General features: G+C 62.7%; 13 protein-coding genes and 1 pseudogene. 13 read left to right on the top strand and 1 reads right to left on the bottom strand.

What is annotated here, in order from left to right; genetic code table 11:
• The first annotated feature begins 54 nt into the window (after nucleotides 1–54).
• Nucleotides 55–822: an RNA methyltransferase gene (locus tag H9K75_RS05550; protein ID WP_187725065.1), complete on the top strand. Its 768-nt coding sequence runs from the start codon at nucleotides 55–57 to the stop codon at nucleotides 820–822.
• Between the two features lie 39 nt (nucleotides 823–861).
• Nucleotides 862–1,716, top strand: coding sequence for a serine O-acetyltransferase (cysE, locus tag H9K75_RS05545; protein WP_187725064.1), 855 nt, complete (start codon nucleotides 862–864; stop codon nucleotides 1,714–1,716).
• A 28-nt stretch (nucleotides 1,717–1,744) separates the two neighbouring features.
• Here cysE and H9K75_RS05540 read toward each other — a convergent pair whose 3' ends face one another.
• The gene (locus tag H9K75_RS05540; RefSeq protein ID WP_226858548.1) at nucleotides 1,745–2,278 is read right to left on the bottom strand and encodes a hypothetical protein; all 534 of its coding nucleotides are present in this window, start codon (nucleotides 2,276–2,278) and stop codon (nucleotides 1,745–1,747) included.
• Between the two features lie 541 nt (nucleotides 2,279–2,819).
• Here H9K75_RS05540 and H9K75_RS05535 point away from each other — a divergent pair.
• The 11 genes and pseudogenes from H9K75_RS05535 to H9K75_RS05490 all read left to right on the top strand — a co-directional run bounded on the left by H9K75_RS05535 (nucleotide 2,820) and on the right by H9K75_RS05490 (nucleotide 12,439).
• Nucleotides 2,820–3,179, top strand: coding sequence for a hypothetical protein (locus tag H9K75_RS05535; RefSeq protein ID WP_187725063.1), 360 nt, complete (start codon nucleotides 2,820–2,822; stop codon nucleotides 3,177–3,179).
• A 112-nt stretch (nucleotides 3,180–3,291) separates the two neighbouring features.
• Nucleotides 3,292–6,888: a beta strand repeat-containing protein gene (locus H9K75_RS05530; protein ID WP_226858547.1), complete on the top strand. Its 3,597-nt coding sequence runs from the start codon at nucleotides 3,292–3,294 to the stop codon at nucleotides 6,886–6,888.
• 48 nt (nucleotides 6,889–6,936) lie between these two features.
• Complete coding sequence (locus H9K75_RS05525) at nucleotides 6,937–7,401, top strand: hypothetical protein (protein ID WP_226858546.1); 465 nt, start codon at nucleotides 6,937–6,939, stop codon at nucleotides 7,399–7,401.
• Nucleotides 7,402–7,487: 86 nt separating this feature from the next.
• Complete coding sequence (locus H9K75_RS05520; RefSeq protein ID WP_226858545.1) at nucleotides 7,488–8,660, top strand: CsgG/HfaB family protein; 1,173 nt, start codon at nucleotides 7,488–7,490, stop codon at nucleotides 8,658–8,660.
• Nucleotides 8,657–9,130, top strand: a complete 474-nt coding sequence (locus tag H9K75_RS23550) for a hypothetical protein (protein WP_226858544.1) — start codon at nucleotides 8,657–8,659, stop codon at nucleotides 9,128–9,130. The genes H9K75_RS05520 and H9K75_RS23550 overlap by 4 nt, the downstream gene beginning before the upstream one ends.
• The gene (locus H9K75_RS05515; RefSeq protein WP_226858543.1) at nucleotides 9,103–9,513 is read left to right on the top strand and encodes a hypothetical protein; all 411 of its coding nucleotides are present in this window, start codon (nucleotides 9,103–9,105) and stop codon (nucleotides 9,511–9,513) included. Before H9K75_RS23550 ends, H9K75_RS05515 begins: the two co-directional genes overlap by 28 nt.
• A 26-nt stretch (nucleotides 9,514–9,539) precedes the next feature.
• The gene (locus H9K75_RS05510) at nucleotides 9,540–10,034 is read left to right on the top strand and encodes a hypothetical protein (protein ID WP_187725062.1); all 495 of its coding nucleotides are present in this window, start codon (nucleotides 9,540–9,542) and stop codon (nucleotides 10,032–10,034) included.
• 41 nt (nucleotides 10,035–10,075) lie between these two features.
• On the top strand, nucleotides 10,076–10,711 hold the full coding sequence (locus tag H9K75_RS05505; protein WP_226858542.1) for a DUF4352 domain-containing protein: 636 nt from the start codon (nucleotides 10,076–10,078) through the stop codon (nucleotides 10,709–10,711).
• A pseudogene (locus tag H9K75_RS05500) lies at nucleotides 10,711–11,205 on the top strand (OmpA family protein); the annotation flags it as partial. The gene H9K75_RS05505 and the pseudogene H9K75_RS05500, both read left to right, overlap by 1 nt.
• A gap of 214 nt (nucleotides 11,206–11,419) precedes the next feature.
• Nucleotides 11,420–11,668, top strand: coding sequence for a zinc ribbon domain-containing protein (locus H9K75_RS05495; protein ID WP_187725061.1), 249 nt, complete (start codon nucleotides 11,420–11,422; stop codon nucleotides 11,666–11,668).
• Between the two features lie 105 nt (nucleotides 11,669–11,773).
• The gene (locus H9K75_RS05490; protein ID WP_187725060.1) at nucleotides 11,774–12,439 is read left to right on the top strand and encodes a nitroreductase; all 666 of its coding nucleotides are present in this window, start codon (nucleotides 11,774–11,776) and stop codon (nucleotides 12,437–12,439) included.
• The last annotated feature ends 122 nt before the right edge of the window (nucleotides 12,440–12,561 follow it).

The raw sequence follows: 12,561 nt of genomic DNA, 5'->3' as shown, positions 1-12,561 counted from the left end.
AGCGGCGACAATCGAGGGCTTCGCGTCGCCGCACGCCCGATTCGCCTGTCTGCCATGAAAACCCGCTTCATCCTCATCAACACCAGCCATGCAGGCAATGTCGGCGCGGCCGCCCGCGCGCTCAAGACCATGGGGTTCGATGACCTGGTGCTGGTGGCTCCGCGTTGGCCGAACGTGCTGCGCAAGGAAGAAACCGTTCAGCGCGCGAGCGGGGCGCTGGACGTGCTGGAGAACTGCCGCATCGTCGAGACGCTGGACGAGGCGCTCGACGGCATCAGTCACCTCTGCGCGACCGCGATGACCCCGCGCGACTTTGGTCCGCCCACGCGCACGCCACGAGAGCATTTCGAACTGCTGGTGAACGGCAGGCTCTCGCAGGCGCCGGATGCCGAGGCTGCTGCCGCATTCAACGAAACCGGCGTCGCGTTCCTGTTTGGCTGCGAGCGCTTTGGCATGTCCAACGACGACGTCTACCGCTGCAACGTTGCGCTGTCGATTCCGACGAATCCTCAATTCGGCTCGCTGAACCTGGCCTCGGCGGTGCAGGTCGTGGCCTATGACTGGCGGCAGGCGCTTGGCGGCTACGAGGTGCAGGAGGCCACGGCGCCCGCCGACCGCGCCGATGCGGCTCAGGTGGCGGGCATGCTCGACCACTGGGAGCAGGCGCTCTCCGAGATCGGCTTTCTCGACCCGGCCGCGCCCAAGAAGCTCATGCCGCGTCTGAACCAGCTTTTCAATCGCGCGCAACTCACCCCCGAGGAAATCCACATCCTTCGCGGTGTTGCCAAGGCGATGATCCGGTGCGCACAGCCAAAACGCTAGACTCCAATTCCCAAAAACGAATATAGATAGTTCATCTTCATGTTTGACCGCCTGCGATCCGACATCCAGTGCATCCTCGAGCGCGACCCGGCTGCCCGCAGTACCTGGGAAGTGATCACCTGTTACCCGGGCCTGCATGCCATCTGGCTGCACCGACTCGCGCACTGGTGCTGGAATCACGGCCTCAAATGGCTGGGTCGCTTCATCTCGCACATCGGACGCTGGCTGACCGGCATCGAGATTCACCCGGGCGCGAAGATCGGCAACCGGGTGTTCTTTGATCACGCCATGGGCGTGGTCGTCGGCGAGACCGCCGAGATCGGCGATGGCTGCACGATCTATCAGGGCGTGACGCTGGGCGGCACCTCGCTGTACAAGGGCGAAAAGCGCCACCCGACGCTGGGCAGGGACGTGGTGGTCAGCGCCGGTGCCAAGGTGCTCGGCGGTTTCGAGGTCGGCGACGGCGCCAAGATCGGCAGCAACGCCGTGGTCATCAAGCCCGTGCCTGCAGGCGCGACCGCCGTAGGCATACCGGCGCGCATCATTCCGTCCAAAGCAGGGCAGAGCGCGGACGTCACCGACGCGTCCCCGATGCCCGAACAGGCGGCACCGCTGCCGGGCGCGGGTTCCGGCGCGTCGGCGATGCCGTCCACCAGTCCCGCGCCGTTTTCCGCCTACGGCATCGAACATCAACAGGACGATCCGCTTGCGCAGGCCATGCGCGGCCTGATCGAGCACACCGCCGCGCAGGAGCGCCAGATTGCCTTGCTGTGGCAGAGCATCGAAAAGCTCAGCACGGCCGCGCCCAAAGAAGTCGGCGACTGCGTGCCGTGCGACGCCGCCAAGCGCGAAAACTTCGAGGCAGCGCGGCTCAACGATCTGGTGGGCAAGTAGCACGCCGGGCCAACGCCCAGCGAAATCCTTACATCGGCAGGCAGCGCACGGTGATGTCCGCGCGAGGCAGCTTCTCGGCGTAGAGGCCGCTGCGCGCAGGTGACAGAAGCGCACCAAGGCCCTGCATGACCGGTATTTCCGCGCCCGGCTTAGCGTCCTGGTAACACTGGTTCAGCAGCTCGACGGTGCTTGCGAGCGCATCGCCCGCAGCCTTGCGGGCCGGGTCTTTCTGAAGCGTTTCGGCCTGGTTTTTCAGCCACGCTTCGTAGGTCTCCCGGGTATCCGGCGTGAGCCTGGTGCGGTCGGCTTCGGGAACCATCCCGGCGTAGAGCGCCTTCAGGCTGTCCGTCCCGGCCTGCCCCATCACCAAGGCGGCGTCGTAATGCACCTCGTATGCGCCCTGGCGATAGATCACGTCCTTGATCAGGAACTTGAGCGAACCCTTTTCGCCACCCAGTGTACGCACCAGTTCACGAGCCGTCGCGCTGTTGGGATCGTTCTTGAGCTGCGTCTGAAGCGCCTCGGCAATCTTGGCGTCCTCCGGGAAACTGATTCCGGACATCGAAGTCGATTGGGGCGAGCAGGCGGTCAGGGTGAATATCGCGGCGATTATGGAAAGCGCTTTATTGTCTATATATCGCATGAATATTAAAGTCGTATGACATTTAAATGAAATTTGAATGAATGATTTTCGCTGAATCCATGGCGAAATTTCCATTTCATCATTTGAAAATACAGGGATGTCGCCTCTGGAAAATTCACTCGATCTGGCTGGAAACCGTTCGAACAAATGCGATTAGGCAGTAGAAGCCGCAGCTTCTTTGTTATGAAGTGTTTGATTTTCCTTGCAATTCATTTACTTCTTCGCTTGTTGTAAATACCGTTATGGAGTTGTAAGTTTGATAGCATTCGCGAGTTCTTGTAGGCGAATTCCCTAATGGCCTCATTTCTCTTGGGGTGAGAGCGCGATATTGGACCGCTGGACTCCACGATTTGGGAGAACGCTTTCTTACTTCCACAGGATATTCAATCGTTAAGAATCCGCCTGCAAGCCGCAAAGGCTGCTTTTCGATTCAACTTCAACTTCCCAAAGGATCCTGAAAATGCGAAAGATTGCTACCACTGCTATTGCATTCTTGGCCATGTCTTGTGGCGCGGCATTTGCCGATAGCGGAAACATCACGATTCCCGGCCTGGCTTCGGGTAAAGCCTCGACCGGCTCGGAGATTTTCAACAGCAAGATCAACGTGCTGAACAACAAGGCGAACGACATCACCGCAGGTGGCGGCAAGGCGAGCATCAAGGTCGCTGACGTCACCCTCGACGGCGTGGCCAACGTCAACAGCGTGAACATCACCGGCTCCAAGGTTCACAACTCGGAAATCAACGTCATCGGCAATGAGGCCAACAGGGTCACGGCGATTGGCGGCACTGCCAACGTCAACAGCGTCAACATCAACTGATGGCGCCTGGGACCAGGTAGAGGCGTGTGGGAGCAGCCGCTTGAAGGCGCTCCCACACCACTCTCGTCCACCGCGCAGCGAATGGCTTTGAAACGGCCCGTGCAAGGGCTTCATGGAATTTTTCGAAGGGCTTGGCGTGAGCAAGAAAAAGCGAAAGACACAGCAGCACTGGATCGCTTTGGGCCTGTTGGGCGCTTCGGTAGTGGGCGCGCCGCAGGCGGTTGCGCAGGAATCGATGCTGACCGGCCTCGGTTGGCACAAGAACAGCGCTGGAACCGAGATGGATTCCAGCAGCCAGGCATTGGTGCTTGGCAACAAATCCCCGGCAACGGTGACAGGCTCGGGCTTCAAGGGCTCCCTGCTTGCCAATGTGGGCATGAACATCGATCTGGTCGGTACCGCGCAGGCCAACGGCATTGGTGTGGCTGCGATGCAGATGAAGAACTCGCAGCTCCAGGTGCTGGGCAATCAGGTCACCGGATTCGTGAACGCGTTCGGCGGCGCGGCGTCGGCCAACATGGTGCTGGTCGCAAGCGGTGAGGGACGCAAGCCCTTGAGCTCCACCCAACTGCTGGTTCAGGGCAATCGCGCAAGCAATGTGGATGCGCTCGGTGCCAAGGCCAATGTGCTGCTGGGGACGGGCTCGCTGCAAATGCCAGGCCGCTCGTCGGTCAATACGGTACTCACCGATGCGACGGAACTCAGCAACGTCAGGGCCTCGCTCACGGACAACGAGGCCAGCAACGTGACATCGATTGGCGGCTCCGCGCTCGCGAATGCGCTGACTGCGGCGCGAAGCACGATCAAGGATTCACAGGTGTTGAGCACGTCGAATCACGCGAAGGAAATTCGCGCTGGTGGCGGCAGCGCCGGAATCGGGCGTGGCACGATTGCGCAGGTCAATCTGACGGGTGTCGCCGCAGCCAACACGGCGGCCATCGCATCGAGCGAGTTGCGCAATGCCCAACTGACGCTGGCCGACAACCGCGCGGAAAACATGACCACGACCGGCGGCAGCGCGCTTGCCAACAGTGTCAGTTTTACCGATCACCGCTTGGGAGGCTCCGGATACCAGGCAAGCCTGACCTCCAACGAGGCGCGCAACGTCAATGCTTGGGGCGGTGAAGGATCGATCCTGGGCGGCGCGCTGGCCGAGGTTCGCGTGTCGGCTGCGGCGCTGGCGAATGCGATTTCCGTGCAGAAGGGCGAGTTGACCAATCGCCCGGTGCACGGCGTTGACAACAACCGGGCCAGCGATGTGGTCGCCACGGGCGGCGGCGCTGCGGCCAACAGCATCTGGCTCGACAACGCGACCGTCAAGGGCGGCCAGATTCAAATCACCGACAACACGGCCCATCAGATTCGCACCACGGGCATGTCGGGCTCGGTGGGCGCCGGTATCGTGGCGTCGGCGGATCGCAATGGCCGCGCGCTTGGAAACACGGCGGCGATGGATCGCCAATCGACCGTGGATCAATCCAGGGTCACGGTGACGGGCAACACCAGCACCAACGTGACCGGCCTCGGCGGAATGGCCGCTGCCAATTCGCTCGCGGTCACCGAAGGGCGTGTGAACAAGACCACCGTGACACTGGCCAACAACGAGGCGCGCAACGTGCAGTCCAAGGGCGGCTCGGCAAGCGTGGGCGCGGGCCTGCTGTACTCGACCAGCCAGGATTCGGTGGCTCTTGCCAATTCGCTGTCGGTAGGAGGCTCGCAGTTGGATGCGAAGAACCTGTACATTGTGGGCAACAACGCTTCGAATCTGAACGCGCGTGGCGGCACGCTGATGGCCAACAGTGTCGCGCTCGAAAGCGGTGGAGCGACGGCGGCGCAACTCTCCGCCAATGGCGCCATCGTCAACAACACGGCGAACAACATGAGCACCACGGCCAAGAGCACGTCGGGAGCGGGCGGTCTGGTGAGCAATTCAAGCAACGCGCGCGCCGCGGCCAATTCGCTCGTGCTGCACGAGGACGTGCACATGGATACCGCGTCGCCATGGGCGATTTCGACGAACACCGCGAACGGCGTGCATGCGGGCGGTGGCACGGCGCTCGTCAATGCCCTGGCTGCCTACCGCGGTGCGCGAATCCAGTCGAGCCCCGTGACGATACTCGGCAACACCGGCGAGAACATCAGCACCGGCGGCGGCGCGAGCCAGGCGCTGGGCATGGGATCGAAGACCAACGGCATTCTTGCTGCCAACTCGGTGTACATGGAAGGGCCCGATTCGGTCAGCCTTCGCAGTACGCCGGTGCAGATCACGGCCAACACCGCGCGCCAGTTGAGCGCGAAGGGTGGTCGCATGAACGCCAACGCGGTCGCGGTCAATGGAAGCGGCAAGGTTCAGTCGAGCACCCTGAACGTGATCGGCAACACGGCAACCAACCTGCGCAGTGAGGGCGAGGAAAAGACACTGATCGGCCACGCCATCGACAAGGGCGTGGGCCAGGCCAACGCCAATGCGATTCAGGTGCTCGCCAGCCTGCGCGGCGCGACCTTCCAGCTCGTTGGCAACACCGCCGACAATCTGAGCGCAACCAAGGGCCTGGCCGCAGCCAACAGCATCGTGCAGGACGACGGTGCCGACATGAACGCTCTGAATGCCATGGTCATTGGCAACCACAGCAGTCAGACCAGCGCCAGCAACGGCAAGACGGCGCTCGCCAACAGTATTGCGGCCGAAGGATCTTCATCCATCAAAGGCAGTTCGATTCAGGTGTTTGCCAACCGGGGCGGCGCGCGCGCGGAAAGTGGCGATGCGGTGGCCAACAGCGTGCGCAGCCGCAAGGGCGGCAGCGTCTCGGCATCGAGCGTCACCGTGGCGGGCAACAATGGATCGTCCGAAAAAGGCGCGGTCAACAGCGTGGACACCGAGGGCTCGGTCCGCGCGAGCAGCATCACGATTTTGGGCAACCAGGGATCGGCCAGCCGGGGCGGCACGATCAACAGTGTGACCGGCAGGGGCTCGATCACCGGCGGTCAGATCGCGATTCTCGGCAATCGCGGCTCGGCAAGCGATGGCACGGCCAACAGCGTCACGGTGGATGGCAGCGTCGGAGCGTCGAGCATCACGATCCTCGGCAATCATGGAACCACGAATGGCGGTGGCACCGTGAACAGCGTCACGGGCTCTGGCTCGATCAAGGCCAGCCAGATACTGATCGCGGCGAACTCGGGATCGGCCCGGGGCGGCGGCACGGTCAACAGCGTCTCCAACAAGGGCAGCATCGCGGCCGCGAACATCACGCTGATCGGCAACCAGGGCAGCGCCACGGGTGGCGGTACGGTCAACAGCGTGGAAAACAAGGGTCAGCTCTCCGGCATGGTGGTGATTGCCGGGAACCGTGGCAGCGCAACCATGGGTGGCAAGGTGAACTCGCTCATCAACGATGGCGTGATGACCGGCGCGGTCGTCATTGCCGGAAATCAGGGCCGTTCGGTGGCGGGCGGCGTATCCAATTCGGTCATCAACAAGGGCGTGATTACCGGCGCCGTGACCATCGTTGGCAACAACACGGCATCGGCGGCAGGCATCACGTCGGGCAGCGTGCGCAACATCGGTGGCGCCGTCACCGGCGTCGTGGGCGTTGCCGGCAACGCCGCGTTTGCCGCCAATCCGGGCTACACCTATGTCACGCCCTCTGTCGGCGTGGTGAACAACTCGGTCACCGTGGTGCCTGCGTTCAACATCGTCAGCAACTGAACCGCACCCCATGAGCCACGCATTTGATTTCCAACGAAAGGACTGACCATGAGACATCAGACCCCACCCATTGCGCGGCGCGCCCAGCGCATGGCTCGCCCGCTCGGCGCGCTGTGCGCGGGCGCGGTGTTCGTGTTCGCCAGCCTGGCGGCACAGGCACAAATGGTGAACTACAACGAGCAACTGGGCAATTACAAGGACATGGCATCGACCGGCGTGAAACTGATCGACGGTGTGTTCCCCGCGGTGAACGCAAAGGCGCGTGTGAACCGCGCCGTTGCCCAGAACTCCCTGGTGGATCAGAGCGCGCTGGTGCAACCCGACGGCACGCTCAAGCTCCCGGATCGCCAGCAGAACGTCGTGATTCGCACCGACTACAACAACGTGCAGCGAGGATCTGACGGGGCGCTGCGTATCGCGAGTCCGGTGATTCAGGGCAACGTGAGTGGCAACGTCACGCTCTACGTGGAAGGGCGTGGCGTGGAGAACATCACGGTACTCAATTCGCGCTGAGACTGCGGTCTACGCGCGCAGATAGCGGGCATCCCGTCCAACATGGAAGGGATGCCCTTGAATGCAAAAACAAGCAACTACAAAACATGAAGAAAATTCTGATGCAACGAGCGGCCCTCGCAACGATGATGGCCGCTTTGGTGGGTTGTGCTTCCACGGAAAACGCGCTCAAGGATGCTTCGACGTTGATGGAGGAACGTGATTCGGAGAAGCTGGAGCCGGTCAACAATCTGAGCACATATGCATCGTCGCTCGCGCGATTCGGACGCATGCTCGACGTCTACAAGGATGGTGATCCGATCATCTACATGCAGACGCGCAACATCTCCGATGCCACCAATCTGTCGAACCCCCTGGTCGGCGCCGAAATTCCCGGAGACATCACCGAGATGGTGCGCACGGCGGTCAACCGCATCGGCGCGCACATCGTGTACGTTCCCTACCATCCAGACTACCTGATTTCGCAGGCGCAGCTTGGTGCCAAATTCGGCGTGACCATGCCCGACTTTCTCATCACCGGCGCACTCACGGAATTCGATCGCGCCATCGCAGGCGCGGGGCGTTCCAACTCCGTGGGCATCCAGTTCGGCGGCGGTAATGGCAAGACCGATATCGGCGCCGACGTCAAGCGGACGGCGATCTATTCTGCGCTCGCGCTCGACCTCAACCTCGTGAGCTTCAGCACGCAGCAAATGGTGCCGCGGATCCAGGCATCGAACGTGGTGAAGGTGCTCAATCTGAGCACCGAAAACAATGGCAGCCTGGGCTTCTATGGCAACGCATTCGGTTTCAAGCTCGAAGGCAAATATCTGCAGGGACGGCATTCCGCGATCCGCACGCTGGTGGACCTGAGCGTGCTCGAGCTTGTCGGGAAAGCCACGAACACACCTTACTGGCGTTGCATTCCCGGCGGCAAGCCCGATCCGGTCGTGGTCGAGAACATGCAGAAGGCCTACGAGTCGCTGGCACCTGAACTCAAGCTCGGCCTCATTCAGGTCACGCTGCGCAAGTACGGCCAGCCGGTGCAGGTCACGCAGCAACTCGACGAGGAAACCAAGGCCGCTCTGCAGGCCGTGTATTCGGAACGTTATGCGGCACTCGGCCCGGTCGACGTGATGAAATGGAAGGGCTTCGAGCCGCTGTTCTTCGGTGTGCCGATGGCCTGGGACGGAACGCTGGAGCCCGCGACCAAGGCCGCCGATGCGTCCGTCGCGCCCGCACCGCAAGGTGGTCGTACTTCGCAAAAGGCCGGCACATGAGACGTTCACTCCCACCGCCGATGATGATGCGCCACCCCGTCGTTGGCGGGTTGATTGCATGCCTGATGACGACACTGCCCATTGCGGTCCTGGCTCAGAACGCAGCCACGGTTTCTCCACAGGGGGCAGCGGCGACAGCCGCCCAGCAGCAACAGCAACAAGCGGCGCAGCAGGCAGCCCAGCAGCAGGCACCTTCAGCGGCCACCGCTGCACGATTCGTGCAGTCGTGCAACGACTCGCTGGAGCGCGGCGTGACGGATCTCGGCTGCCAGGCACCGCTGTATCGCAACGAGTTGGAACGCCTCAAGCGTGAGGCATTGACCACGCAGAATCCCCAGTTGCTTTCGTTCGTCGGCGAGGCTTACCGCAATCCGCGAACCGGGCTCGGAGATCTCGGTCAGGCATACCGTTGGTATCTGCTCGCGGCGGTGCGCGGGATCCGATGGCGCTGCAGCGACTGTCGGAATTGAATCGTACCGGTCAGGGCGTTCCCAAGGACAATGTGAAGGCGCTCGGCTACGCGCGTCTGGTGGAGCGTCTCTCGCCACCCGGCAGCGCGCAGCAGCGCAATGTGGTCACGATGATCAGCGAGCTTGGCAACGAAATGGCGCTTGAGGAAGTGGCGCTTGCGGTGAGCTTTGCGGACCAGTTGGAAGCGCAAATCCGCAGGCAATCCGGTGATCCCGCAAGCGGCGCCGAGAATGCCGCAGCGGCGGGACATAGCGCTGCACCTGCGACGAACAATCCGTCGCTGCCCGGAATGGCGCCCTCGCCAGCAGCAAGAATCCCCGGCGTGGGCGCACCCACTCCGGGAACCGTTTTACCGGGCGTGCCTGCAACGCGTGCCCAGTGAACAACCCATGGGAAAGGCGGATCGGCATGCATCGACACGACGCACATGACAATTCGGGAAGCCAGGCCAGCAAGCCGGGCTGGCGTGGGCTGCGTTGCTCGTTGACCGTCGCGCTGCTGTCGCTGGTGGGCGGACAGCTCGCCTTGGCGACAGGCCCGAATGGTCCGATAGGACCGCAGGGAAAAATCGGCCCGCGCACCGCTGAGGATGCCGAGGCCGCGCAAAACCCCGGTCGCGCTGCGCGGACGCCCGCGCAAGCTCCGATGCGTGCCGACAGCGCGCCCGGCAATCGCATTACGGTCACCAACAACACCGCCACGAACGTGCGCTGTGCGGGTGATGGATCGGTATCGGTCAACAGTGTGGACGTGAACGGCGCGAGCCTCAAGGGCCGCACCGTGATCGTGCAGGGCCACAACGCCACCGACGTGCGCAGCGAGGACTGCGCGGGCCAGAGTGACGGCGGCGCGCAGGGGCCGGGCTCGGTTCCTTCGCAGGTCAACAGCATACGGATCCGCTGAAAGTATGGAAACGATGGAAATGAACCAGAGGGAATTGACGAATGAATCCAATGATGCGCGCAGGTTTCGGGCACCGCACGGGTACCGTGGCAGTGATGGTCGCCATAGGAATATCGTTGGCAGCATGCAAGGACAACGCATCGGAGGTTGCCCCGCCCGCAACGACAGCGCCTGCGGCGCCGGTCGCGCCCCCGGCAACCGTCGCGCCGCCGCCGGTGTCACCGGCTCCGGTACCTGCCCCCATGCCGGCGCCTGCTGCGCCAGCGCAGCAAGCGCCTGCGGCTGCAACCGCGACGCCCAAGAAGGTGTCCATGTCGGTGCAAGGCGTGTCGCCATCGGGCGTCACCGTGCGGGTGAAGGGCATCGAAATCGGCGCCGATGCCACCGTGGTGGATGTGAGCATTTCGTTTGCCAACCGGATCAATGCATCGACGATGCTGGCCATGGCCGACACGTTTCTCGAGGACGAGAACCACAATCGCCTGCAGATCAAGCGTCCCGACAGCAATCGCAACCTGACGCTGCGACAGGGCGAGACGCTGGATGGACAACTGGTTTTCCTCGGAGCCGTACCGGCGTCGGCGCGCAAGTTGCGGCTGGTGTTCAACGATGGCTACCAGGAAGACAACATCGTCGCACCGGGGCTCGCCATGGAGCTTCCGCTGCAGGGCAGTTGATGCGAGAGCGCAAGTACTCTACCTGGCCCGCTGCCGCGTGCTTGCTGAGCGCGCTGGTCTTCGCTGCGGGCAACGTTCTGGCGTATGACGTGATTCGCAGCAACCAGCCCTTGGCGCAGAAGAATTCCAGTCTTTCGCTGCAGAAGGATGCACCGCAGACGGTGCTGAACGCGAAATCCGTGTCCTCCAGCATCAACGCTTCCGGCCCGGCGACCGTCCTACAAAAAAAGGACGGTCCGCAGACCGTGCTGCGTGAAGCCGAAGTTCCGCCCGAGCGACTTGAGAGAACACGCGAGCTGATTCAGGTGCTCAAGGCCGAGCCCACCGTGCAGAACGCCATCTCGGTGAATCTGCCGGCCGACGTGCTGTTCGATTTCGACAAGGCCGAGCTGCGGCCGGATGCGACGCCCTCGCTGAACAACGCAGCCGAACTCATCGACAGCTATCCCAACGCGCCGATCACGGTTCGCGGGCATACCGATGGCAAGGGCACCGACTCGTACAACGACAGCCTTTCGCAGCGTCGTGCACAATCCGTGGCGCAGGTGCTCGAAGGGCGAACCCATCGGCGCGCTGCTACCGAGGGCTGGGCAAGCGTGAACCTGTCGCCCCAATACCCGGCCCGACGGAAGCGACGATCCCGCAGGACGCCAGCTCAACCGGCGGGTGCAAATTCTGATCGGTGTACCGACCAAGGGAGGCTAAGCCATGGCATTGGTGAAATGTCCCGAATGTGGCCGCGAGATTTCCACGCAGGCCGCAACCTGCCCGTCATGCGGCTATCCGATGCGCGCGCAACCAGGGGAAGGGCGCAATCAAAATGCGCTCGAATCCCCGCAGGTCTGGAGCCGTGGCCTGCTGGCGCTCGGCGCGTGGTTGGTGACGCCTTGGATCGTGCGGCTCATCTTTGCGCTCGGCGTGCTCGTGTTGGCGTATTTCATGTTCAAGGGAAACTGACGCACAGCGGGCCGCGCCGATGCGGCCTGTCGCCGATGTTGCATGATGCGTTGGTTGCCACGAATACATTGGCACAGACCATCATAGAGCAGAGGTTCCCGAAAAATGAACGTCAGTCAGGCCATGCAGGAGCGCCGTTCGGTGCGCGCCTTTCTCCCACGTGTTCCCGGTTCCAGCGATGTGCACAGGCTGATCGCCGACGCCGCGCAGTCCGCATCCGGCGGCAACCTCCAGCCCTGGCGCGTGACGGCGCTGGCGGGCGCGCCACTTGCGCAGTTGGTCGCGGCGGTAACCAGTGCCGAGCCCACGGATGATGGCGAGGTGCCGCATATGTCGTATCCGCCGAGCCTCTGGGACCCGTATCGCACTCGCCGTTTCAAGAATGGCGAGGATCTGTACAAGACCATCGACATCCCCCGCGAAGACAAGGCCGCACGTCTTGAGCAACTCGCGCGAAACGGCCTGTTCTTCGGCGCGCCCGTGGGTGTGATCGTCCAGGTGGACGAGCGCATGGGCTACGCGCAGTGGCTCGATCTGGGCATCTACCTGCAGTCCTTCATGCTGCTCGCCACCGAGCGCGGCATGGCCACCTGCCCGCAAGGCTACTGGCGGCGTTATCGCGAGACCGTGGAGCGCGTGCTCGAAGTACCGCACCCCTACCGCGTGGCCTACGGCATCGCGCTCGGCTACGAGGACACGGCGGCGCCGATCAACGCATTGCGCGCCGATCGCGCAGCGTTCGGCGAGTGGGCGCAGTTGCGGGGTTTTTGACTAGGGCATACAACCTCCGGGACTTGCGCAATCACCGATTCCGGTCTGCGGAAAGATGGTTTGTGACAGCGGCTGTCATCCATGGGTAACATGGTTGTCATATGCATTGGGAAGACTTGTCC

The sequence above is a fragment of the Diaphorobacter aerolatus genome (assembly GCF_014489535.1).
Lineage (GTDB): Bacteria > Pseudomonadota > Gammaproteobacteria > Burkholderiales > Burkholderiaceae_C > Diaphorobacter_A > Diaphorobacter_A aerolatus.
Note: the sequence above shows the minus strand (reverse complement) of the source record. Positions and strands in the feature narration are given on the sequence as shown.